The sequence below is a fragment of the Herbaspirillum sp. genome (assembly GCF_035644555.1).
Taxonomy (GTDB): Bacteria; Pseudomonadota; Gammaproteobacteria; order Burkholderiales; family Burkholderiaceae_D; genus Herbaspirillum.
Genome location: NZ_DASQOH010000078.1, coordinates 48,350 through 71,940 on the forward strand (window position 1 = coordinate 48,350; position 23,591 = coordinate 71,940).

The following is a 23,591-nucleotide window of genomic DNA, read 5'->3' on the forward strand; positions in this document are numbered from 1 at the left end:
CTGCCCGTCTCCTGTGCCACTTTTCGCTGTGGTTATCCTGCAAAAAAGGCGGTAATTTGATCTGGCGACGTCTCCTTCAGCACCTTCACAGCAGCTTTTTCCATCCCCTGCCGACGAAAAAAAACCGCCGGCAAGCTCTCCGGCGGTCTTCATAGCAGTGTTGAACCTGCTTCTACTGAACCTGATCAGCTGGCTCAGGCAGTGCCACCCACGGTCACGCCATCCAGGCGCAGGGTCGGCTGGCCCACGCCGACCGGCACGCTCTGGCCTTCCTTGCCGCACACGCCCACGCCCGAATCCAGGCGCATGTCGTTGCCGATCATGGAGACCCGGTTCAGCACATCGGGGCCATTGCCGATCAGCGTGGCACCCTTGACCGGATAGGTGATCTTGCCATCCTCGATCATGTAGGCCTCGCTGGCGGAGAAGACGAACTTGCCGTTGGTGATATCCACCTGGCCGCCGCCGAAGTTGACTGCATACAGGCCGTTCTTGACCGAGGCCAGGATTTCGCCGGGGTCCTTGTCGCCGCCCAGCATGTAGGTATTGGTCATGCGCGGCATGGGCAGGTGCGCGAAGGATTCGCGGCGGGCGTTGCCGGTAATGTCCATTTTCATCAGGCGCGCGTTCATGGTGTCCTGGATATAACCTTTCAGGATGCCATCCTCGATCAGGGTGGTGCACTGGGTCGGATTGCCTTCGTCGTCGATATTAAGCGAACCGCGACGGTCAGCAATCGTGCCGTCATCGACCACGGTCACGCCCTTGGCCGCCACACGCTCGCCGATACGGCCGGAGAAGGTGGACGAGCCCTTACGGTTGAAGTCACCCTCCAGGCCGTGGCCGATGGCTTCATGCAGCAGGACACCCGGCCAGCCGGGACCGAGCACCACGGTCATCGGACCGGCGGGGGCCGGACGCGATTCCAGGTTGACCAGGGCCGTGGCGACGGCTTCGGATGCATACTGTTCCAGCAGCACATCGGAGAAATAGCCATAATCATAACGACCACCGCCGCCACTACTGCCCATCTCGCGACGACCATTCTGTTCGGCGATCACCGTCACCGAAACCCGCACCAGCGGGCGGATATCGGCCGCCAGCACGCCATCGGCACGTGCCACCAGCACCACGTCGTATTCACCGGAAAGGCTGGCCATGACCTGCTTGACGCGCGGGTCCTTGGCGCGGGCGATGCGCTCGATGCGTTCCAGCAGTTGCACCTTGGCCGTGGCGTCCAGCGAGGTCAGCGGATCGTGCGGCAGGTAGAGCGCACGGCCACCGGCCGGGATCATGGACCCGGCCACCTTGACCTTGCCACTGCCCTGGCGGGCAATGGTGCGGGTGGCGGCGGCGGCGTCCATCAGGGCCGCTTCGGAAATCTCGTCGGAATAGGAAAACGCGGTCTTGTCGCCCGACACGGCGCGCACGCCCACGCCCTGGTCGATGGAAAAGCTGCCGGTCTTGACGATGCCCTCTTCCAGGCTCCAGCCCTCGCTCTTGGTGAACTGGAAGTAGAGATCGGCGTAGTCGACCTTATGCGTGAACATGTTGCCCAGGGCCTTGAGCAGCTTGGATTCGTCCAGGCCGAAGGGAGTCAGCAGCACGTCGCGCGCCACTTGCAGGGCGCCCATGTTGGGTTCAAATAATTTCATAGCGTCTTGTCGGAAGGCAAAAAGGTCAAAGCTTGCGATGGCGAAGTGCCGGCAAGCTTTCTCGAACGTATTGTAGACGATGGGGGTCGATGTCGCCGATCACAAGGCCTTCGCCTTCCGGCAGGACCGACACGATCTCGCCCCACGGGTCCACCAGCATGCTATGGCCCCAGGTGCGGCGGCCATTGATGTGCTCGCCGCCCTGGGCCGAGGCCAGCACGTAGCACTGGTTCTCGATGGCGCGGGCGCGCAGCAGCAGCTCCCAGTGGGCACGGCCGGTGGTATAGGTGAAGGCGGCCGGCATCACGATCAGCGCGCACTCGCCCATGGCCCGGTAGAGCTCGGGGAAGCGCAGGTCATAGCAGACCGACAGCCCGACCCGGCCGAACGGCGCCTCGAAGCTGCGTACCTCGCCGCCATGTTCGATGGTGCGGGCCTCGTCGTAGCTTTCCTGCCCGCGCACGAAGTTGAACAGGTGGATCTTGTCATAGCGGGCGACGCGCTGGCCTTGCGGGTCGTAGACCAGCGAGGTATTGAGGACCTTGTCCGGGTCGGCCGACTGCAGCGGCAAGGTGCCGCCGACCAGCCATATCTGGTGCTGGCGGGCCAGCGTCTGCATGAAGGCCTGGATCGGGCCGGTGCCATCGTCCTCGGCATGGGCCAGCTTGTCGCGTTCGTGACGGCCCAGCAGGGGCCAGTATTCGGGCAGCAGCACCAGCTGCGCGCCCTGCTCCGCCGCCTGCGCCACCAGGCGCGCCGCACTGGCGAAGTTCTCTTGTACCTCGGGGGTGGAGACCATCTGGATGGCCGCCACCTTGAATGTCTGGCTCATGTCTGCCTCTTGTCTGCCACTTGCCTGGCGCATCCGGCTATGGCAGCACGCGTGAATGATATGAAGGATGCTTCAGTATGGCCCATCCCGCGACTATCTGCAGGCCTCACCCGATCGGGTTCAGGCACCGGAATTGATGGCCGGGCCGGGCGCAGGCTGACGACGCGGGGAGGCAGGGACCGCCGGTGCCGGGGCCAGGTCGTTGGCCGGCGGTGTCTGCTCTTTGTCGTCCCGGCCCTTCTGCAGCACTTCCTTGGCGCGCTCGGCATCCACCGGCGACACCTGCCCCTGCTTGACCACGATGGGGTCGCTCCACGGCCCGGTCACCTTGTATTCGAAACTGAGCGACTTCATCACCGGATTGCGCAGGAACAGCTGTGCCAGCAAGGTACTCACGCCCACCACCGGGTTGACCGCCATGGCCACCACCGAGGCCGTGCCCAGGTTGATCTCGGGGATCACCACCACATGCAGGTCCTGGGTTTCGCGGGCGATGTCGGCCGAGCCGCTCATCAGCACCGAGGCCGTCACGCCGGCCATCTTGAGATTGTCAGTGGTGGCGATGCCGCGAGCGATGCTGGCGGTGCCGGCCACCGTATCGAAGGCAAAGCCTTCCGAGAAGACGTCGCGGAAGTCCAGCGTCAGCCGGCGCGGCAATGCCTGCAGGTTGAGTACGCCCAGCAGCTTGGCTGCGCCCGGATCGACCTTCAGGAACTGGCCCGAGTGCACATCCATGTGGACCTGGCCGCCCAGGCTGGCCATGTCCATGGCATAGGGCGGTGCCTTCCAGCTCAGGTCGCCATCCAGCTTGCCGCGACCGCCGCGGATGGTACCGGGATACCCGAAGCGTTCCAGCAGCTTGCCGGCGTCCTCGACGTCCAGTGCATAGGTGAAGTTGGAGGTATGGTTGCTGCCGAAGCTGAGCCAGTTGCCGGCGGCGCGGAACTGCGCATCGGGATTGGCCAGCAGCAGCCGGCTGATGCGCCATTCGCGCCCCACCGAGGTGACGATGTTGCTGGCATCGAGCTCCAGTCGGCCCAGCTTCTTGTCTCCCAGCTCGAACTGGTCGGCGCGGATGTCCAGGGCCGGCATCTGCACATTGTCGTCGTTGCTGTCGGGCTGGGGCTGTGGCGGGGTCGCCTGGGCCGCCTCGGCAGACGGGCTGGACTTGGGAATGACCAGCGACGACAGGCGCGCCGTCACCTTGCCCGCGCCCTTGCCGCCGGTGGGTTCGTCCCAGGTGACAGTGCCGGCCGCCTGTTGCGACTCCAGGTTCATCTGCCAGGCATTGCGACGATGCGTCGCCTCCAGGATCAGCCTGTTGAGTTTCTTGCCCATCAGCTTGAGCTCGCCCACCCGGGCCGAGACATTGTCCGGCTGCAGGTACTGCGTCACATCATCGCTGGCCAGGCGCCCCGCCGGGCTGGCTGCCGGACTGCTGCTGCCCTTGCCGACCAGCTCGTTCTTCAGGGCCAGCCAGGCATCCAGGTCCAGGCTGTCGGTCGCCAGCGCCAGCTTGAGTCCGGAGGCTGGCGTCGGGGCCGGCTGGTTCCATCCGATGCCGCCACTGGCAACGCGCCAGTTGCCACCGCTGGCCACCACCCGTTCGCGCACATGGCGCGTGCTGATGTTCTGCCCGAGCGAGACGCGCAATTCCTCGCGCTCGATCAGCGGATCGGACGAGGCCAGGGGCAGCAGGTCCACCCGCAACGGCAGAACGTCCTGTGCGCCCTTGCGCAAGGGCGCCGGCAGGTCCAGCCCCAGCCCGGCCAGGTTGGATTCGATGCTGACCTCGGGCTGGCGCTGCCGCACCTGCACCGTGGCGGTATAGCGGGCGCTCCCCGACAGGCGTGCCAGCAGACGCTGCAGCGAGGGCTCGGTATATTGCCTGCGCAGCGCCTCGACATTGACCGCCCCCTCCAGCCGCACCTGGCTGCTGCCATCCTTCTGGGTGCCGCCGCTGATGGCCAGGCTGTCGCCCAGGAACTGGCCGCGCACGCCGTTGAGGGTGAAACCGCGTTCGTTGAATTCCACCTTGCCGGTGGTCCGATACAGCACCGGCAGGTCCGGCAGCAGGTCGACGTCGTTGTTGGCGAAGTGGAAGGCACCCTGGGCGCGGGTATCGATGGCATGGTTCAACGGCATCTGGAATTTGAGATCCAGCCGCGCCTCGCCGGACGCACTGCTGTGCTCCATGACATTGCCGGTCCAGCGCGCCACCGGGCTCTGGTTCACGTACTGCAGGAAGGCCGGCATCGGACCATTGGCCACGCCATCGATTTCCAGCGTGGCTTCGTGCGAATCGACATCGGCCACCCGCGCCGTCACCGGCCCCAGCCGCGCGCCCAGGCTGCGGGCGCTCTCGGCCTTGATCTCCAGGCGCGTGCGGTCAATGCTCAGGCGCCCACGCCCCTCTTCCAGCAGGGGCCACTCGGGTTCCTTGCCGTCACGCCCGAGATGGCCGGGGGTGTAATTCAGCTTGAGCCCCTCGAAGTCGCCGCTCAGCTGGAACTGGCCCTTGGGCTGCTCGCCAGGCTTGGCGGTATGGAACGGGAAATCAGCCAGCGCCCCCTTGAGCTTGAACTGGACGTCGTGCAACTGGCCCGCCATCAGGCCCTCAGTGAGCCAGTGACGCAGCGGCTCGCTCATGTGCTGCGGCAGATAGCGCCGGATCGCCTTGACGTCGAAGCTGCTGATCTCGCCGGCCACGTCCAGGGTACCCGCCGACTTGCCCTGCAAGGGCAGCAGATGGCGACCGGACAGGCTGCCGGCCACGCCGGGCTGGCTGAACTGCATCTGGTCCAGATCCACCTGCAGTGTCTGATCCTTCAGATATTGCCAGTGCGCCTGAAGCTTCAGGGTATCGAAGGGCATGCTGGGCTCGGCGAACATGTCGGCGGGCAGATCGACCACCAGCTGCTGCGTATCCACCTTGACCGAGCCGCCCTTTTCGGTGGCATCGATCTCGCCGCTCAGGTTGCTGAAGCCCGGGAAGCCCGCCCACTGGGCGCGCGCCTGCTGGGCCGGATTCTTGCGCGGCTCCACATGGGCCGCCAGACCCTTCATGCCCAGGCCCTTGAAACGTCCCTGTACCCGGTAGGAACTCAGTTCCGGATAACTGCCCTGCCACTGCACGGTGAAATCGTTCAGTTCTCCGCGTGGCGCCAGGTCGTCCAGCAACTTGCGCTGCGAGGGTGCCAGCGGCAGCCGGGTCGCCAGTTGCGACAGCGTCTGCAGGTTCAGGTAGGTGGCCTTGACACTGGTGCGCTCGGCCTTGAGCGGGGTGGCCGGCTCGTAGCTCTCGGTGATCGAGGTCGGCGGCAGGACGAAGCCGTCCGGGGTTTCTATCGAGAAATCGGTGAGGGTCACCTGGTGGCCGTTGGTGCCGAAGGTGGGCACGCCGTCCTGCTGGCCGGCGCCAAGCGTTTCGCTGGCCGAGATACGGCCATTGACGCGCTTGAGCGAAAGGGGCTCCAGCTGGCGCGACAACTGGGCGTTGAAATCGGCCAGGCTCAGGTCGGCGGTGAAATTGGCGACCTTGGCATGGTCCAGCGTGAGCCAGGCCCGCACCGAACCGCGACCGCTGCTGATGGCGATCGGGTAGTCCACCCAGGCGCGCCAGACCGCCAGGTCGGTATTGCGCAGGTCGGCATAGAGCACACCCTTCCAGCGCGTGATCTCGGAACTGCGGGCAAAGGCCGGATGACTGAAATCGGCCCTGACATCGAGCGGCGCCGAGGTCTCCTGCGGCGGATTGGCGCGCAAGGACAGGCGGTGGCGCAGCCAGCGGTTGTGCAGGATCAGGTTGACGTCTTCCAGCACCAGCTCGGGCGCCTTGCGCATTTCGTCATCCCAGCGCAGCTTGCTGTGACGGATCACGATCTCGCGCTGCGACAGCAGCCAATCCAGTGTACTGCCGTCACCGCCCGTGGGCACCGGGATGCCGGCCACGAAGAGCTTGCCGGCGGCGTCGCGGCGGATCGCCAGGTCGGCGCCCTCGATGCTCAGGTTTTCCACCCGCAGCGCAGCCACCAGCACGCTGCTCCAGGACAAGGTGGTCGATACCCGCGGCAAGGTCAGCGCGGCCTCGCCCTGCTGGTCATGCACGGTAATATTGGACAGGGAAAGCTGCGGGCGCAGGCCGCTCCAGGAAGCGTCGATGGCCTCGATGCTGACCGCGCGCCCGATCTGGGCCGACACCAGATGTTCGATGCGCGGCTTGTAGTGGCCGATCTCGGGCAGCACCGCATAGCGCAGCACCAGGAACAGCGCGCAAAAGACGAAGTAGGCCGCCAGCAGCAGCTTGAGGGTGAAACCCAGCACATGGTGGCTGGCCCGGTTCAGGTGAATGTAGCTGCCCCGTGCAAATCGCCAGCACAGCGCCCAACGGCCAGGCCTGGATGCGGCGTTATGTTTTTCGTGGGACATCAGGATGCAAAGGCAGCTCGGTATGGGAGAAAATCGGGCAGGCCACATGATCGCATGGAAAACCTGACCATGCCATCGGCGCTGGGGATGTATGAGGGGCAAAATCACCGATAAGTTTAAAAAGGAAGGCTAGAATCCCCGTTATCGTGCAAAACGTCAGCCCGCTGTCAGCGCCCTGGATATTGTCTATCACAGGGGCGCCCCGCTGAAGTGGCATTGACGCCGGTTTGCCTTCCTTTACATCCTGTCGTGGAGCTTTGCGGTCCCCTATGCCTGTTCATCAACGATCCCTGGTCGACGCCACCACCTCCCGCTACTACACCCGCTGGACCCAGGCCGACGCCGCCCGCCCGGCCCTGGTCCTGGCCGCCGCCGCCCAGCCCATGGATCGCGCCGGCATGCAGCAGCGCCTGCAGGCCGACCTCGACGCCGGCCTGGCGCTGCCGGCGGCCATGCGGCGCCTGCGCAACCTGATCATCTGCGCCCTGATCACGCGCGACCTCGACGGCCGCGCCGACCTGGCCGAAGTGGTGGCGACCATGACCGGCTTTGCCGATTTTGCCGTGCAGACCCATCTGGCCGCGCTGATGCAGGAACAGACCGCCCTCTACGGCCAGCCCATCGGCGAGGAGTCCGGCCGCCCGCAGGAAATGATCGTGCTGGGCATGGGCAAGCTGGGCGGGGGCGAACTCAACGTGTCCTCCGACATTGACCTCATCTTCGTCTATCCGGAAGACGGCGACATCCGGGCCGAAGCCGGCCAGAAGTCGTTGTCCAACCATGAATTCTTCGTGCGCCTGGGCAAGAAACTCATCGGCGCCCTGGCCGAGATCACCGAAGACGGCTTCACCTTCCGGGTCGACATGGCGCTGCGGCCCAACGGCAACTCCGGCCCGCTGGTGGCCAGCTTCAACATGGTCGAGGAATACCTGGTACGCCAGGGCCGCGAATGGGAGCGCTATGCCTGGACCAAGGCCCGCGCCCTGACCGGCACACCGGAGGATATCGCCACCCTGGAGGCGATCAGCCGCCCCTTCATCTTCCGCCGCTACCTGGACTTCGGCTCCATCGACGCCCTGCGCTCCATGCACGGCCAGATCCGCGCCGAGGTCAAACGCCAGGAAGCCCTGCACCCGGACCGCAGCAACAACGTCAAGCTCGGTCGGGGCGGCATCCGCGAGATCGAGTTCACCAGCCAGGTGTTCCAGCTGATCCGGGGCGGGCGCGATGTGGAACTGCGCGACCGCTCCACCCGCATCACCCTGCGCACCCTGGCCGCCAAGGAACTGCTGGCGCCCGAGGTGGTGCAGCAGCTGCTGGATGCCTATACCTTCCTGCGTGACCTCGAACACCGTCTGCAATACCTGGAAGACGCCCAGACCCACACCCTGCCCGTCAATCCCGACGACCTGCTGCTGGTGGCGCAGATGATGGGCTACCCGGACAGCGCGGCCCTGCTGCATGAGCTGGAAGGCCAGCGCGCCATCGTCGCCGCCCAGTTCGACGCCATCTTCGCCGACAAGCAGTCCGGCGAAAGCGAAGCCGATGGCCCGGCCGTGAGCGTGAGCGAGAACGACAACCTGGAAGGCCTGGCCGACGCCCTGAGCCTGGTCGGCTTCCCGGAAGACGACATCGAGGACGGCGCCCGGCGCCTGCACCTGACCTGGCAATCGCCGCGCATGCAGAGCCTGCCCGAGACCAGCCGCAACCGGCTCAATACCGTCATCAACAACTGCCTGCCGCTGCTGGCCGCCTTGCACTACGACCAGTTGCCGGCCCTCGGGCGGCTGCTGGATTTCCTCGAAGCCATTGCCCGCCGCGCCGCCTACCTGGCACTCCTGACCGAATATCCCTACGCTCTGCAGCGCCTGGTGCGCATGATCGGCGCCAGCGGCTGGGCCGCCACCTACCTGACGCGCCACCCCCTGCTGCTGGACGAACTGCTGGACGACCGCAACCTCAAGGCCGCCTCCGACTGGGCCGCCTTCGCCGACAACTGCCGGCGCCAGCTGGCCACGGCCGAAGGCGACACCGAACGCCAGCTCGACATCCTGCGCGAACTGCACCACGCCGAACAGTTCCGCCTGCTGGCACAGGATCTGGAAGGCGACCTGTCGGTGGAAAAGCTGGCCGATGAACTCTCCGCCCTGGCCGACGTGCTGGTGCAGGTGACCATCGAAGCGGTCTGGGGCAGCATTCCCCAGCGCCACCGCGAGGTCCCGCAGTTCGCCGTGATCGCCTACGGCAAGCTGGGCGGCAAGGAACTGGGCTATGCCTCTGACCTGGACGTGGTCTTCCTCTACGATGATGACGACCAGGAAGCCCCGGCCCTCTACGCCAAGCTGGCGCAGCGCTTCATCACTTGGATGACCAGCCACACCCCGGCCGGCACCCTGTTCGACATCGACATCGCCCTGCGTCCGGACGGCGCCAGCGGCCTGCTGGTGTCGCCGCTGTCGGCCTTCGAGAAATACCAGCTCAACGCCGCCTGGATCTGGGAACACCAGGCCCTCACCCGCGCCCGTTTCTGTGCCGGCGACAGCGCCATCGGCGAACGTTTCGAGGCGCTGCGCGAGCGCGTGCTGCGCCAGCCGCGCGACGCCGACAAGCTGGAAGAGGAAGTGCTTTCCATGCGGCGCCGCATGCGCGACGCCCATCCCAACCGCAGCATGATGTTCGACCTCAAGCACGACGAGGGCGGCATGATCGACATCGAATTCATGGTGCAGTACCTGGTCCTGCGCCATGCCTGCGACCACCCGCAGCTGACCGGCGACATCGGCAACATCGCGCTGTTGAAGCTGGCGGCGCAGCTGGGCCTGATCGATGCCCTCATGGCCGACGAGGCGGCCAACGCCTATCGTCTCTTCCGCAAGCTGCAGCACCAGATCCGGCTACAGGGTTCGGACCGGGCGCATATCGACGCCATCCGCGTGGAGCATGAACGTGCCTGCGTGATCCGGCTGTGGCAGCAGGTGTTCGGTTGAAATGGCCATGTCGGCGCAAAAGTGAAAAAAAAGGATGCACCGGCCGGTGCATCCCTTTTTCCTGAAGGCGAACTGATCGCCAGGTGAAGATCAGTACTTGGGTGGCTGTTTGTCTTCGCGGCTGGCGCGACGATCGCTCGTGCTGCTGTCGCGGGAGGACGAGGAGCTTTCGCGGTCACGCGAGCGGGCGTTGTCGCGATTGGCATCACGTTCGCGGGCACGGCTGCTGCGATCGCTGTCCTTGGCATCCTTGTCCTTCCCATCTTTTCCCTTGGCGTCATCCTTGGCCGCATCGGCCGCGGGTGCCGGCGGCGTCACGGTCTGAATGCCCTTGGCCGCCATGTATTCGTGCATGTCCTTCCAGCCGGTGAAGATGCCGGCCTTCAGGGCATCGGGATTGCGCTGGTAGCAGTCTTCCAGGCTCTGGCCGGCCTGGCGGCAGCCGGCGCCCAGCGCGATACCCTCGGCCTTGGCCTCTTCCGGGGTCTGCTTGGGCTTGGAAAAGCTGCTGATGTAATCGCACGCGGACAGCGACAGGCTGACGGCGGATATCAAGGCCAGGTTGGCCAACAGGCGACGGGCCTGGGATGAGCTTGCTGACATGCGGTCCCTCGTTGAGTCGGTTGCTCTTGTTGTTGACAGGCAAATGCGCAAATGGAAAAAAGGCCATTGCAAGCGGCGCTCGCAACAGCCTTCCTCTCCTTTTGCAGGCTGATCCGTCTATTCTCACCGCGGCAAGCAGGCTTGCATACGAGGAAAAGAAGCCGAAACAGCCCTGAAATTGACGCTCCTGCCCCGGGAACCGGGGCCGGGGCGCCAGGACATGCGTCTTACTTGGCCGTTGCCAGGGCGACGGTGGTGTCCAGCATGCGGTTGGAGAAGCCCCACTCGTTGTCGTACCAGGACGACACCTTCACCAGACGGCCGGAGACCTTGGTCAGGGTGGCGTCGAAGTTGGACGAGGCCGGGTTGTGGTTGAAGTCCACCGACACCAGCGGCTCGGTGTTGTAGGTCAGGATGCCTTTCAACGGACCGGCTTCGGCAGCAGCCTTCAGGACGGCATTGACTTCATCCACGGTGGTGTCGCGCGAGGCCACGAAGGACAGGTCCACCAGCGAGACGTTGATGGTCGGCACGCGGATGGCGAAACCGTCCAGCTTGCCGTTCAGTTCCGGCAGCACCAGGCCGACCGCTGCAGCAGCGCCGGTCTTGGTCGGGATCATGGACTGGGTGGCCGAACGGGCGCGACGCAGGTCTTCGTGATACACGTCGGTCAGCACCTGGTCATTGGTGTAGGCGTGGATGGTGGTCATCAGGCCGGTTTCCAGGCCGATCTTTTCGTGCAGCGGCTGCACCAGCGGTGCCAGGCAGTTGGTGGTGCAGGAGGCGTTGGAGATGACGGTGTCGGACGCCTTGAGCACCTGGTGGTTCACGCCGAAGACGACGGTGGCGTCCACGTCCTTGCCGCCCGGAGCGGAGATGATCACCTTCTTGGCGCCGCCCTTGATGTGGGCGCTGGCCTTTTCCTTGGTGGTGAAAAAGCCCGTGCATTCCAGCACCACGTCCACACCCAGCTCGCCCCAGGGCAGCTCGGCCGGATTGCGCTGGGCCAGCACCTTGATGCGGTCGCCGTTGACGACGATGGAATCGCCATCGACGGTCACGGTGCCGGGGAACTTGCCGTGGGCGGTGTCGTACTGGGTCAGGTGGGCATTGGTCTTCGGATCACCCAGGTCGTTGATGGCGACGATTTCGATATCGTGCTTCTTGCCGCCTTCGTAGTGGGCGCGCAGGATATTGCGGCCGATACGGCCATAACCGTTGATTGCTACGCGAATGGTCATGCTGTTCTCCTCAAGTAGTAAAAATCGATGCAAACCGATAGCCGGTAAAGCGACCTGCCCGTCAGCCTACGCCCTGGCGGCGCACTGGCCCGGTCATGATTCCGCCTTTTCCGGCCTTCCTGCCGTTCTTGTTCTTACCGCATCCACGCTCAGGACTTCAGCTGGCGCCAGACGAAACCGATCTCGTCCAGTTCACTGCCATCATCCCAGGTGAAGGTTTGTTCATAAAGCCTTTCGGCCCCCAGCGACTCGAAAAATTCCCCGGCGCCTTCGTTCTTGCTCAATACCCACGCCATCAGGCCGGTCGCGCCGGCGCTGATGAGGGTGGCCGCGACATTGGCCAGCAGGCGCTTGCCCAGGCCACGGCGCTGTTCATCGGGCAGCACGCAGATCGCGGTCAGCTCGGCATCGCAGCCGAAGCGGGCTTCGGCCAGCGTCATGCCGGAGGCAAAACCGATGATCTCGCCACCGCTCTCGGCCACGAAGGTACAGGCCGCATCCGAGGAGGCTTCCAGCACCTGTTCCCACAGCTTGACGCTTTCCTCGGGCTTCAAATGGTCGAGGTAGCTGTCCGGCACCAGGCCGCGATAGCTGGCACGCCAGGCGTCGATACGCACACCGGCGATCGACGCCGCATCACCCTTGCGGGCGCGGCGGATCAGGATCTGCTCGCTCATGGCTGGCGTAGCGTTCAAGCCAGCACTGCCTTGGCCTTGGCCACCACGTTTTCGACGGTGAAGCCGAAGTGCTTGAACAGCACGCCAGCCGGTGCTGATTCGCCGAAGGTGTCGATACCGACCACGGCGCCTTCCAGGCCCACGTACTTGTACCAGAAGGCGGTCACGCCGGCCTCGATGGCCACGCGCGGGATGCCACGCGGCAGCACCGATGCCTTGTAGGCCGAATCCTGGCGGTCGAACACGTCGGTCGAGGGCATCGAGACGATACGCACGGCGATGCCTTCGGCGGTCAGCGCATCGGCGGCCTTGGTGGCCAGCTCGATTTCGGAGCCGGTAGCGATCAGCACCACCTTGGCATTGGGCGCATCACGCAGCACATAGCCGCCACGGGCGATGTCCTTGACCTGGGCGTCGGTACGCTCCTGGAAGGGCAGGTTCTGGCGCGAGAAGATCAGGGTGCTGGGACCATCGTTGCGCTTGATCGACTCGGCCCAGGCCACGGCGGTCTCGGTGGTGTCGCACGGACGCCAGTTGTCCAGGTTGGGGATCAGGCGCAGGCTGGAGACGTGTTCCACCGACTGGTGGGTGGGGCCGTCTTCGCCCAGGCCGATGGAGTCGTGGGTGAACACGAACAGCGAACGGATCTTCATCAGCGCAGCCATGCGCAGGGCATTGCGGCTGTAGTCGGAGAAGGTCAGGAAGGTGGCGCCGAAGGGCAGGTAGCCGCCATGCAGGGCGATACCGTTCATCATGGCGCTCATGCCGAACTCGCGCACACCGTAGTTGATGTGGTTGCCGCGCTGGTCGGCGCGCACGGCCACCGATTCCTTCCAGTTGGTCAGGTTCGAGCCGGTCAGGTCGGCCGAGCCGCCCAGGAATTCCGGCAGTGCCTGCGCATAGGCCTGGATGGCGTTCTGGCTGGCCTTGCGGGTGGCGATGGTTTCCTTCTTTTCCAGCGTGGAATTGATATAGGCGGTCACCGTCGATTCGAACGCGGCCGGCAGTTCGCCCTTGAGGCGGCGCAGCAGTTCGGCGGCTTCGGCCGGGTACTGGGCGGCGTAGGTATCGAAGGTCTGCTTCCAGCTGGATTCGAAATCGGCACCGGTGGCCTTGGCATCCCAGGCGGCGTAGACATCGGCCGGGATCTCGAAGGGGGCGGAGGGCCAGCCCAGCGCTTCGCGCACGGCGGCGATTTCCTTGTCACCCAGGGCGGCACCGTGCACCTTGTCGGTGCCGGCCAGGTTGGGCGAACCCTTGCCGATGACGGTACGGCAGCAGATCAGGGTCGGCTTGTCGGCCAGCTTGGCCTGGTGGATGGCGGCGCTGACCGCCTCGACGTTGTGGCCGTCCACGGCCGGGATGACGTTCCAGCCGTAGGCTTCGAAGCGCTTCGGGGTATCGTCCTTGAACCAGCCTTCGACGTGGCCGTCGATGGAGATGCCGTTGTCGTCATACAGCACGATCAGCTTGGACAGGTTCAGCACGCCCGCCAGCGAGCAGGCCTCGTGCGAGATGCCTTCCATCAGGCAACCATCGCCGACGAAGGCGTAGGTGTAATGATCGACCACGGACAGGCCGGGCTTGTTGAATTCGGCCGCCAGCAGCTTTTCGGCCAGCGCCATGCCCACGGCGTTGGTGATGCCCTGGCCCAGCGGGCCGGTGGTGGTTTCCACGCCCGGGGTGATATGCACTTCGGGGTGGCCGGCAGTCTTGGAGTGCAGCTGGCGGAAGTTCTTGATGTCGTCCATCGACAGGTCGTAGCCGGTCAGGTGCAGCAGCGCGTACTGCAGCATGGAGCCGTGGCCGTTGGAAAGCACGAAGCGGTCGCGGTTGGCCCACTGCGGATTGGCCGGATTGTGGCGATAGTGCTTGGCCCACAGGGCGACTGCGATTTCGGCCATCCCCATCGGCATGCCCGGGTGACCGGAATTGGCTTTCTGAACAGCGTCCATCGCCAGCGCGCGGATCGCGTTGGCCATCTTGTCGGTGGGGAGAGTGGAAATCATGTCGAGGTCTGAATGTGCTGTGCTGGAGGCGCCGACTGGCGCGTGAGTCAGGGTGGGTCAGGAAAATCAGGTTCTGAAAACGGGTTCTGAAGCCAATGCGCCCGCCCGGATCAGCCGGAACAAGCGCGGGGCCGTATTTTACCAGAGTGCGCCGGGGGGATTAAAATTCGGGGCCGGTCCCTGCACGGACTGGCAAGGTTTTCCGGTGTTTCTTGCCTTTTCTTGATCTCCCTCACCCCAGGACCCCACCCCATGCCCCGTTTCTACTTCCCGCATCCCCTGGCTATCGGTTCGGCCGTGGTCCTGCCCGAGCCCGTTGCCCATCACGTGCAGGTGCTGCGCCTGCAGCCGGGCGACACCATCACCCTCTTCAATGGCGAAGGGGGTGAATACATCGCCAGCCTGACCGCCATCGAAAAAAAGCGCGCCCATGCGGAATTGAAGACTTTTGCCGCGCGCGAGGCCGAGCTGCCCTATGGCCTGACCCTGGCCCAGGCCCTGCCGGAGGGATCGAAAATGGACTGGATCGTGGAAAAGGCCGTGGAGCTGGGCGCCACCTCCCTGCAACCGCTGGCCGCGCAGCGCTGCGTGGTACGACTGTCGGGCGAACGCGCCGAGAAGAAGCAAGCCCACTGGCAAGGCATCATCCACGCTGCCGCCGAACAATGCGGCCGCAACCGCCTGCCGCATCTGGCCGAAGTGACCGACTTCAGGCGCTGGATTGCCCAGAGCGACCTGCACCGGCGCATCCTGCTCTCTCCCCGCGGTGAACAGCCGCTCTCCGGCTGGGCGCGTCATCACCCGCCGCAGGCGGTGACCCTGGTGGTCGGCCCGGAAGGCGGCTTCAGCGAGGAAGAGGAAAACCTCGCCTGCGCCCAGGGCGCGCTGATGCTGTCCATGGGCAGCCGCGTGCTGCGCACCGAGACCGCAGGGCTGGCTGCGCTGGCTGCGCTCAATGCGGTATGGGGCGAGCTGTGATGCCGGGCTGACCACCCTGCCGCCTAAACGTGCAGACCCGCCGCACTTGAGGTGCAAAAACGGCGCAGGCCTCACCAATTTGTCTCATCGACAAGCTGCGCCGTTGCTCCCATGACATCCTGCCGTGCGGCAATTTCTGCCGCAAAGCCGCTTCCTGCCTGACTTCCTCCTCCCACCGCAGCGCCTGACGATGGCCTGGCACGCCTTCTGCTTAAAGATATTCAATCTTGTATTCAAGTTTGAATATCCAAAATGAACGCTACCCAGACTCCACAACAAGCCGCCTTCCAGGCGGCCGCCAACATCGGCACCTCCGCCGGCACCCCCACCATTGCAGCCACGCTGGCGGCCTACCGCGAGGGACGCACCACTCCGGGCCAAACCGTGGCCGATCTGCTGGCGCGCATCGACAGCGCCGGTCGCAATGAAGTCTGGATCAGCCGGGTGCCGGCCAAGCAGCTCAAGCAACAGGCGGCCGCCCTGGACCTGATGCTGCAGATCAAGGGCGAGGCGGTGTTCGAGACCATGCCGCTGTTCGGCATCCCCTTCGCGGTCAAGGACAACATCGACGTGGCCGACATGTCCACCACCGGCGCCTGCCCCGAATTCGGCCGTCTGGCCAGCCAGAGCGCGACCGTGGTGCAGCGCCTGCAGGCTGCCGGCGCGCTGCTGGTGGGCAAGACCAATCTCGACCAGTTCGCCACCGGGCTGGTGGGCGTGCGTTCACCCTACGGCGCGGTGCGCAATGCGATCAAGCCCCAGTATGTCTCGGGCGGGTCCAGTTCCGGTTCGGCCGTGGCCGTGGCGCTGGGACAGGTGATGTTTTCGCTGGGCACCGATACCGCCGGCTCGGGCCGTGTGCCGGCCGCCTTTAACCATCTGGTGGGCCTCAAGCCGACCAAGGGACTCATCAGCGCACGTGGCCTGGTGCCGGCCTGCCGCACGCTGGACTGCATTTCCATCTTCGCCCACGACGTGGCCGACGCCTGGCGCGTGCTACACAGCGCCGCCGGCTACGACGCCGAGGACGGTTATTCGCGCCGCCCGGCGATGCTGGGCGTGAAGCGCCGTGGCTACCGCATCGCCATTCCTGATGTCTGCGAGTTCTACGGCGACACGGTCGCCCAGGAAGCCTGGGAGCGCAGCCTGGCGCAGATCGCGGCACTGCCCGGCGTGACGCTGGCGCGCATTCCCTTCGCTCCCTTCAGCGATGCCGCGCAGCTGTTGTACCAGGGCCCCTGGGTGGCTGAACGCCGCGCCGCGCTGGGCGACTTCTTCCTGGAAAACCCGCAGGCCATCGACCCCGTGGTGCATCAGATCACCGCCCAGTCGGACAATTACGACGCCGTGGATGCCTTCAATGCCCAGTACCGCCTGGCCGACCTGCGACGCGAGGCCGAAGACCTGCTCGAAGGCAGCGACCTGATGCTGGTGCCGACCACCACCACCTTCCCCACCATCGCCGAGGTCCAGGCCGATCCTGTGGTGCGCAATTCGCAACTGGGCTACTACACCAACTTCGTCAACCTGATGGACATGGCGGCCCTGGCCATCCCTGGCGTGTGGCGGCGCGACGGCCTGCCGGCCGGTGTGACCCTGATCGGCCCGGCCGGGTCCGACCACCTGCTGGCCGAGGCTGGTGCGCGCCTGCAGCAGCAACTGGGCGGTGCCGCCCAGGCCGATGCGATTGCCGCCGCGCCGCTGCCCTTCAATGAAAGCACCATCAAGGTCTGCGTGGTCGGCGCCCACCTTTCCGGCCAGCCGCTGAACTGGCAATTGCTGGAAGCCGGGGCGCGCCGCGTAGCCGTCACCCGCACCGCCGCCCAGTACCGCCTGTATGCCCTGGCTGGCACCACCCCGCCCAAACCCGGCCTGGCCCGCACCGAAGGCGATGGCGCCGCCATCGCGGTGGAAGTGTGGGAAATGCCGCTGCGCCAGTTCGGCGGCTTCGTGGCCGCCATTCCGGCACCGCTGGGCATCGGCACGGTGGAGCTGGCCGACGGCAGCAGTGTCAAGGGCTTCATCTGCGAGCCGGCCGGCATTGCCGGCGCCACCGACATCACCCACCACGGCGGCTGGGTCCACTACCTCGATTCGCTGAACTGACACGACCGATACGACCGATACGACCGATACGACCGACACCTCACCACGGAGCTGCTCATGAAAAAGAACACCCTCTCCCCCCTGCAGGACACCACCCGCCGCCGCTTCATCGCCAGGGCCGGTGTGGTGGCGGCGGGCGCCGCCATCGCTGGCGCCCCGGCCATCCTGCGCGCGCAGACGCCACCGATCCGCATCGGCTACTGGCCGGTGGCGGCCGGCCTGCCCTTCTACGCCGCCGTAGAAGCGGGCTATTTCAAGGAAGCCGGGCTGGAAGTGCAGGCCATCAAGTTCGCCGGCGCCCAGCAGGTGATGGAAGCCATGCTGGCCGGCCGCGCCGATGGCTCGGCCAATGGCACCGGCGCTGGCAACCTAGCCATCGGCGAGATCGCGCAGCCGGGACTGTTCAAGATCTTCGCCACCAACCCCAGCAATGCCAAGTACGTGCTCGATGAATTCCTGGTGCCCAAGGACAGCCCGGTCAAATCGATTGCTGAATTGAAGGGCAAGAAGGTCGCCTCCGGCCCCGGCATCCAGAACGTCACGCTGGCCAAGACCGTGCTGGAACGGGCCGGTGCCACCGGCGCCACCGTGGTGGAGCTGCCCATCGGCCAGCACGTGGCCTCGCTGGCCGCCGGCCAGGTCGATGCCGCCTATACGCTGGAACCCACCGGCACCGTCGGCCGCATGAACAACACCACCCGCGTGCTGGAAGCGGGCGTGATCGCCAAGTACATCCTGGGCGACCCGATGGCGCCCTGGCATGGCGGTGCGGCAGCGCTGACCACGGAATTCATCAAGAAACATCCCGAAGTGGCCCGCAAATACATCGCCGCCTATGCGCGTGGCATCGAACTGGTGCGCAGCAAGCCCGACCAGGCGCGCACCTACCTCAAGGGCTATACCGCCATCGAGGGTTCGCTCACCAATGAAGTGCCGCTGGCGGCCTACATGCTCTACAACGAGTTCAAGCCCAGCGATATCGCCTACTTCCAGAAGTTCTACGACCTGTTCGTCGAGAAGGGTGTGTTCTCTCAACGCATCGTGGTCGACAACCTGATCTACAAGGGCTGAGGCCATCATGAACGAGACCGTCGCTCCTTCCGTGACCGTGGCCGCCAGCAAGCCCACGGCGACTGCGCCCCCAACACCCGTCGTGCGCAAGCGCCCGGCACTGGGCCGACTCTTGCCCATCGTCGGCCCCATTGCACTGTTCGTGGTGTGGGACCTGGTGGTGCGCGCCGGCTGGATCAAGGCGATCCTGCTGCCGCCGCCCGAAGCCACGCTCATGGCCATGTTCAAGGGCCTGGCCGGCGGACCGCTGCTGATGGACTTTACCGTCACGGTGGTGCGCACGCTGGAGGCCTTTGTCATCGCCATGGTGCTGGGGGTCCCCATCGGGGTGCTGTTGGGCAGCAATGAACGCGCCTACCGCAGCGTGGAATTCCTGATCGACTTCTTCCGCTCCACACCCTCGTCTGCGCTGATCCCGCTGTTCCTGCTGATCTTCGGCGTCTCCGACATCAACAAGGTCGCCATCGCTGCCTTCGGCGCCTTCCTGATCGTGCTCTTCAACAGCGCCTATGGCGTGCTCAACGCCCGCAAGCAGCGCGTCATGGCGGCCAAGGTGATGGGGGCGTCACGCTGGCGCATCTTCTGCGACGTGCTGCTGTGGGAAAGCCTGCAAGCCACCTTCGTGGGTCTGCGCAGCGCGGTCTCGATGGCGCTGGTGATCGTGATCGTGGCGGAGATGTTCATCGGCTCCGAGAACGGCCTGGGTCACCGCATCATCGACACCCAGCAGGTCCTCAACGTACGCGAGATGTATGCCGCCATCCTCGCGGCCGGCGCCCTCGGTTACGTGCTGAACGTGGTCTTCATCATCATCGAAAAACGTATCGTCCACTGGAGCGGAAGATGAGTGTCGTCCTCAGTCCCAAGATCGACCTGCCCCCGGAAACCCCGTTCGTTCCGGGGCCGCCAGGCACCCATATCACCATTCGCGGCCTGACCAAGCATTTCGCCGGTTGGCCCCTGTACGAGAATTTCGACCTGGACATCCCCAAGCACCAGATCGTCTCCGTCTTCGGCCCCAATGGCTGCGGCAAGTCCACGCTGATCAACATGATCGCCGGGCTGATTCCCATCGATGCCGGGCAGATCCTGTTCGATGGCAAGTCGCTGGCCCAGACCAAGATCGGCTACGTGTTCCAGAACTACCGCGATGCCATGTTCCCGTGGCTGCGCACCATCGACAACATCGCCTATCCACTGAAGCTGGAAGGCAAGTCCAAGGCCGAGATCAAGCACCGGGTCGATGAACTGGTGGCGTCCTTCGACGTCAAGTTCGACCTCATGCGCTATCCCTACGAGCTGTCCGGCGGTCAGCAGCAGACCGCCTCCATCATGCGCGCCCTGGCGCCGGGGCCGGAAGTGCTGTTTCTGGACGAACCCTTCTCGGCACTGGATTTCGAGATGACGCTGTTCATCCGCGAAAAGCTGCAGCAGGTCTTCATGCAGACCGGCACTACCATGGTCCTGGTCTCGCACGATCTGGAAGAGGCGGTCTACCTGGCCGACCAGATCCTGCTGCTGACCAAACGCCCGACGGCGGTGGCAGACATCTTGCATTACCAGGATGCACGACCGCGCACGGTGGAGACGCTGTCTCAGGCGGGCTTCATCGCGGCCAAGAAACTGTCCATGGAAATCTTCCAGCGCGAAGTGCGCAAACCGGCGCGGATGCAGGCGCCGGGGACATTGAGCCTGTCCTGATCATCAATGCCGTCGCCAACAGACCGACCCGACCATTCGACCACCCGACCACCCGACCATCCACCCACGCCTAGACTGGAGCACAACAACATGAAAAACCGCCGCGATTTTCTGAAACTGTCCGGAGCCGCCGCCCTGGGCGCCGCCTTCCCGCTCGATCTGCTGGCCGCCGGTCCCTTGACCGTGGGCTTCATCTATGTCGGCGCGCGCGATGACTTCGGCTACAACCAGTCGCATGCGCAAGCTGCCGCCATCATCAAGAAGATGCCGGGCGTGAAGGTAATCGAAGAAGAAAAGGTCCCCGAGACCGTGGCCGTGCAAAAGACCATGGAAGCCATGATCCAGCAGGATGGCGCCACCCTGCTGTTCCCGACCTCCTTCGGCTACTTCGACCCGCATGTCCTGAAGATCGCCGAGAAATATCCCAAGGTGCGCATCGCCCACTGTGGCGGCCTGTGGACCGCCGGCAAGCACCCGATGAACGTGGGCAGCTTCTTCGGCTACATCGAGGAATGCGAATACCTCTCCGGCGTAGTGGCCGGCCACATGAGCAAGAGCAAGAAGCTGGCCTTCATCGCCGCCAAGCCCATCCCGCAGGTTCTGCGCAACATCAACGCCTTCACCCTGGGCGCGCAGTCGGTCGATCCCGCCATCACCTGCCACGTCATCTTCACCGGTGACTGGTCGCTGCCGGTGAAGGAAGCCGAAGCCGCCAACAGCCTGATCGACCAGGGTTGCGACGTCATCACCTGCCACGTCGACGGCCCCAAGGTGATCGTCGAGACCGCCGAAAAGCGCGGCATCATGACCACCGGCTATCACGCCAGCCAGGCTGCGCTGGCGCCCAAGGGCTATCTCACCGGCGCCGAGTGGAACTGGGCCACCCCCTATACCGAGATCGTCAAGGCCACGCTGGAAGGCAAGCCCATGATCAACTTCCTGCGCGGCGGCCTGAAGGACAACTTCGTGAAGATGTCGCCCTATGGCGCAGCCGTGAGCGCCCCGGCCAAGAAGAAGGCGGACGACATCAAGGCCCAGATGCTGGCCGGCAAGTTCCAGATCTTCAAGGGACCGATCAAGGACAACAAGGGCAATACCGTGATCCCGGCCGGCACCACCCAGGTCCAGACCGATGTGGCGCTGGAGAAGATGAATTACCTGGTGGCCGGCGTGGTCGGCCAGGTCTGACGCAACCACGCAGGACGGCACCATGACTACCCTCCCCGCTCCCGGCGTGGCTGCGCCGACCGGACCGACGGCCTCGCCCTGGCGCAGGCTGCGGTCGGCCCTGCTCAATGGCGTGGCGCCGGCCCTGCCGACCTTGTGCGCCCTGGCCGGCACGCTGCTGTTGTTCGTGCTGTTCCTGCTGGTGCAAGGCAAGCCGGCGGGCGATGCCTGCCTGCTGATCTACCAGGGTGCCTTCGGTACCCTGTTCGCCTGGCAAAACACCTTGCAACGTGCCGCGCCCCTGCTGCTGACTGCCCTGTGCGTGGCCCTGCCGGCGCGGGTGGGCCTGATCGTCATCGGTGGCGAGGGCGCGCTGGCGCTGGGCGGGCTGGCGGCGGCGGTGATGCCGCAACTGCTGCCGGGCCTGCCGGCGCTGGTGATGCTGGTGCTCATGGCCGTGGCTGCCATGCTGGCCGGTGGCCTGTGGATCGCCCTGTGCGGCGGGCTGCGCCAGTGGCGCGGTGTCAACGAGACGATCTCCAGCCTGTTGCTGTCCTATCTCGCCGTAGCGGTCTTCAAGCATCTGGTGGAAGGCCCGCTGCGCGACCCGGCCAGCCTGAACAAGCCCTCCACCCTGCCCTTGCCGGATCCCTATCTGGTGGGTTCGCTGCCGGGGCTGGAAGTGCATTGGGGCCTGGCCTGGGGCGCCATCGCCTGTATCGCGGCCTGGGTGTTCCTGCGCCATAGCGTGTCCGGCTTTGCCATGGGCGTGGTGGGCGGCAATGTGCGCACGGCACGGCTGGTGGGGCTGTCGGTCAATCGCCTGGTGCTCACGGCCTGCGCGCTGGGGGGCGCGGCGGCCGGACTGGCGGGCATGTTCGAGGTCAGCGCCGTGCAAGGCAGCGCCACCAGTGCGCTGCTGGCCGGCTATGGCTTCTCGGGCATCCTGGTGGCCTTCGCGGCGCGCCAGAATCCGCTGGCCATCATTGTCTGCGCAATCGTCATCGGTGGCGTGGAAGCCAGCGGCAGTTTGCTGCAACGCCGACTGGACCTGCCCGACGCTACCACGCTGGTGCTGCAGGGCCTGCTGTTCTGCAACCTGCTGGCCTGGGAATCCATCACCGGCCGCCTGGCTGCCCTGAAGCTGCGCTGGCAGCAGGCGGCGCCCACCCTCCCGAGCAAGGAGTCCCGCCATGCATGACTTCGACTATGCGACCCTGCTGCTGGCGCTGTTCGCCGGGGCGATCCGGGTCGGCACACCCTTCCTCTTCGTCAGCCTGGGCGAATGCCTCACCGAAAAAGGCGGGCGCGTGAACCTGGGGCTGGAAGGCATCCTGGTCTGCGGCGCCATGACCGGCTATGCGGCCTCCTTCTACACCGGCTCGGCCTGGTTGGGGGTGCTGGCGGCGGGCTGTTCGGGCTTGCTGCTGGGGGTGCTGCACGGGGTGGTGTGCTCGCTGCCACGGGTCAACGACATCGCCTTCGGCATTGCCTTGATGCTGCTGGGCACCGGCCTGGCCTTCTTCCTGGGCAAGCCCTTCATCCAGCCGCAGGCGCCGATGCTGCCTTCCATCGACCTGGGCGCCTGGAGCAGCAATGAGCGCTTGCACCACGCCCTGCAGATCAATGCGCTGTTCTTCGTCGGCGTGGCGCTGGCCCTGCTGCTGCAATGGGGCCTGTCGGCCACGCGCTGGGGGCTGGCGCTGCGGCTGGTGGGCGACCATGCCGAAACCGCCCGCGCCCTGGGTTATCGCCTGACCGGCACACGTATCGCCGCCACCGCCGCAGGCGGCTTCCTGGCAGCGGTGGGCGGTGCCTATCTGTCGCTGTACTACCCCGGCAGCTGGAACGAAGGTCTCTCCAGCGGCCAGGGCCTGATGGCGGTGGCGCTGGTGATCTTCGCGCGCTGGCAGCCCTGGCGCTGCCTGCTGGCGGCGCTGCTGTTCGGCGCGGCCGGCGCACTCGGCCCGGCGCTGCAGGCGGTGGGCGTGACCTCCGGTTACTACCTATTCAATGCGGCGCCCTATGCGCTGACGCTCTTGATCATGATCCTCACATGCCGTCCCGACCGCACGCTCTCCAGCGCCCCGGGCGAACTGAGCCTGACCCGATAATTCCGACAATCCCGATAATTAA

Annotated in this window: 16 protein-coding genes; 9 read left to right on the forward strand and 7 right to left on the reverse strand. The window is 65.4% G+C overall.

The genetic code is table 11. The annotated features are described in order from the left end of the window. Positions 1-194: 194 nt before the first annotated feature. The 3 genes from tldD to VE092_RS21755 all read right to left on the reverse strand — a co-directional run bounded on the left by tldD (position 195) and on the right by VE092_RS21755 (position 6,915). Positions 195-1,655, reverse strand: a complete 1,461-nt coding sequence (gene tldD, locus VE092_RS21745; protein WP_324880002.1) for a metalloprotease TldD — start codon at positions 1,653-1,655, stop codon at positions 195-197. A 25-nt stretch (positions 1,656-1,680) separates the two neighbouring features. After that, complete coding sequence (locus tag VE092_RS21750; protein WP_324880003.1) at positions 1,681-2,487, reverse strand: carbon-nitrogen hydrolase family protein; 807 nt, start codon at positions 2,485-2,487, stop codon at positions 1,681-1,683. A gap of 120 nt (positions 2,488-2,607) precedes the next feature. After that, positions 2,608-6,915: a YhdP family protein gene (locus VE092_RS21755; protein ID WP_324880004.1), complete on the reverse strand. Its 4,308-nt coding sequence runs from the start codon at positions 6,913-6,915 to the stop codon at positions 2,608-2,610. A 269-nt stretch (positions 6,916-7,184) separates the two neighbouring features. Between VE092_RS21755 and glnE the strand changes: the two genes are divergently transcribed. Then, entirely contained in the window at positions 7,185-9,902 is a 2,718-nt protein-coding gene (glnE, locus tag VE092_RS21760) for a bifunctional [glutamate--ammonia ligase]-adenylyl-L-tyrosine phosphorylase/[glutamate--ammonia-ligase] adenylyltransferase (RefSeq protein ID WP_324880005.1), read from the forward strand. A gap of 90 nt (positions 9,903-9,992) precedes the next feature. Here the strand turns inward: glnE and VE092_RS21765 are convergent, their stop codons facing one another. From VE092_RS21765 to tkt, 4 genes are all read right to left on the reverse strand, one after another. After that, on the reverse strand, positions 9,993-10,505 hold the full coding sequence (locus VE092_RS21765; protein WP_324880006.1) for a hypothetical protein: 513 nt from the start codon (positions 10,503-10,505) through the stop codon (positions 9,993-9,995). 227 nt (positions 10,506-10,732) lie between these two features. Then, positions 10,733-11,746: a type I glyceraldehyde-3-phosphate dehydrogenase gene (gap, locus tag VE092_RS21770; RefSeq protein ID WP_077237813.1), complete on the reverse strand. Its 1,014-nt coding sequence runs from the start codon at positions 11,744-11,746 to the stop codon at positions 10,733-10,735. A gap of 149 nt (positions 11,747-11,895) precedes the next feature. After that, on the reverse strand, positions 11,896-12,423 hold the full coding sequence (locus VE092_RS21775; protein ID WP_324880047.1) for a GNAT family N-acetyltransferase: 528 nt from the start codon (positions 12,421-12,423) through the stop codon (positions 11,896-11,898). Between the two features lie 14 nt (positions 12,424-12,437). Further along, positions 12,438-14,483: a transketolase gene (gene tkt, locus VE092_RS21780; RefSeq protein ID WP_324880048.1), complete on the reverse strand. Its 2,046-nt coding sequence runs from the start codon at positions 14,481-14,483 to the stop codon at positions 12,438-12,440. Between the two features lie 201 nt (positions 14,484-14,684). Here tkt and VE092_RS21785 point away from each other — a divergent pair, with 201 nt between their 5' ends. The 8 genes from VE092_RS21785 to VE092_RS21820 all read left to right on the forward strand — a co-directional run bounded on the left by VE092_RS21785 (position 14,685) and on the right by VE092_RS21820 (position 23,569). After that, positions 14,685-15,410: a 16S rRNA (uracil(1498)-N(3))-methyltransferase gene (locus VE092_RS21785; RefSeq protein ID WP_324880007.1), complete on the forward strand. Its 726-nt coding sequence runs from the start codon at positions 14,685-14,687 to the stop codon at positions 15,408-15,410. Between the two features lie 252 nt (positions 15,411-15,662). Beyond that, entirely contained in the window at positions 15,663-17,516 is a 1,854-nt protein-coding gene (gene atzF, locus VE092_RS21790) for an allophanate hydrolase (protein WP_324880008.1), read from the forward strand. Positions 17,517-17,573: 57 nt separating this feature from the next. Beyond that, positions 17,574-18,587, forward strand: coding sequence for an ABC transporter substrate-binding protein (locus tag VE092_RS21795; RefSeq protein WP_324880009.1), 1,014 nt, complete (start codon positions 17,574-17,576; stop codon positions 18,585-18,587). Positions 18,588-18,594: 7 nt separating this feature from the next. Next, entirely contained in the window at positions 18,595-19,434 is an 840-nt protein-coding gene (locus tag VE092_RS21800) for an ABC transporter permease (RefSeq protein ID WP_324880010.1), read from the forward strand. Further along, positions 19,431-20,288 carry an ABC transporter ATP-binding protein gene (locus tag VE092_RS21805; protein WP_324880011.1) on the forward strand — a complete coding sequence of 286 codons (858 nt, stop codon included), beginning with the start codon at positions 19,431-19,433 and terminating at the stop codon, positions 20,286-20,288. Before VE092_RS21800 ends, VE092_RS21805 begins: the two co-directional genes overlap by 4 nt. A gap of 90 nt (positions 20,289-20,378) precedes the next feature. Then, a complete protein-coding gene (locus VE092_RS21810; RefSeq protein ID WP_324880012.1) occupies positions 20,379-21,476 on the forward strand; it encodes a BMP family ABC transporter substrate-binding protein in 1,098 nt (365 codons plus the stop codon). 22 nt (positions 21,477-21,498) lie between these two features. Then, entirely contained in the window at positions 21,499-22,656 is a 1,158-nt protein-coding gene (locus tag VE092_RS21815; protein ID WP_006463147.1) for an ABC transporter permease, read from the forward strand. Continuing rightward, positions 22,649-23,569 (forward strand): ABC transporter permease, encoded by a 921-nt coding sequence (locus VE092_RS21820; protein ID WP_006463148.1) that lies wholly within the window; start codon positions 22,649-22,651, stop codon positions 23,567-23,569. Before VE092_RS21815 ends, VE092_RS21820 begins: the two co-directional genes overlap by 8 nt. Positions 23,570-23,591: the final 22 nt, after the last annotated feature.

Coding starts and splice junctions, on each gene's coding strand:
- tldD (WP_324880002.1), bottom strand. CDS start 1,655: ATGAAATTATTTGAACCCAACATGGGCGCCCTGCAAGTGGCGCGCGAC.
- VE092_RS21750 (WP_324880003.1), bottom strand. CDS start 2,487: ATGAGCCAGACATTCAAGGTGGCGGCCATCCAGATGGTCTCCACCCCC.
- VE092_RS21755 (WP_324880004.1), bottom strand. CDS start 6,915: ATGTCCCACGAAAAACATAACGCCGCATCCAGGCCTGGCCGTTGGGCG.
- glnE (WP_324880005.1), top strand. CDS start 7,185: ATGCCTGTTCATCAACGATCCCTGGTCGACGCCACCACCTCCCGCTAC.
- VE092_RS21765 (WP_324880006.1), bottom strand. CDS start 10,505: ATGTCAGCAAGCTCATCCCAGGCCCGTCGCCTGTTGGCCAACCTGGCC.
- gap (WP_077237813.1), bottom strand. CDS start 11,746: ATGACCATTCGCGTAGCAATCAACGGTTATGGCCGTATCGGCCGCAAT.
- VE092_RS21775 (WP_324880047.1), bottom strand. CDS start 12,423: ATGAGCGAGCAGATCCTGATCCGCCGCGCCCGCAAGGGTGATGCGGCG.
- VE092_RS21785 (WP_324880007.1), top strand. CDS start 14,685: ATGCCCCGTTTCTACTTCCCGCATCCCCTGGCTATCGGTTCGGCCGTG.
- atzF (WP_324880008.1), top strand. CDS start 15,663: ATGAACGCTACCCAGACTCCACAACAAGCCGCCTTCCAGGCGGCCGCC.
- VE092_RS21795 (WP_324880009.1), top strand. CDS start 17,574: ATGAAAAAGAACACCCTCTCCCCCCTGCAGGACACCACCCGCCGCCGC.
- VE092_RS21800 (WP_324880010.1), top strand. CDS start 18,595: ATGAACGAGACCGTCGCTCCTTCCGTGACCGTGGCCGCCAGCAAGCCC.
- VE092_RS21805 (WP_324880011.1), top strand. CDS start 19,431: ATGAGTGTCGTCCTCAGTCCCAAGATCGACCTGCCCCCGGAAACCCCG.
- VE092_RS21810 (WP_324880012.1), top strand. CDS start 20,379: ATGAAAAACCGCCGCGATTTTCTGAAACTGTCCGGAGCCGCCGCCCTG.
- VE092_RS21815 (WP_006463147.1), top strand. CDS start 21,499: ATGACTACCCTCCCCGCTCCCGGCGTGGCTGCGCCGACCGGACCGACG.
- VE092_RS21820 (WP_006463148.1), top strand. CDS start 22,649: ATGCATGACTTCGACTATGCGACCCTGCTGCTGGCGCTGTTCGCCGGG.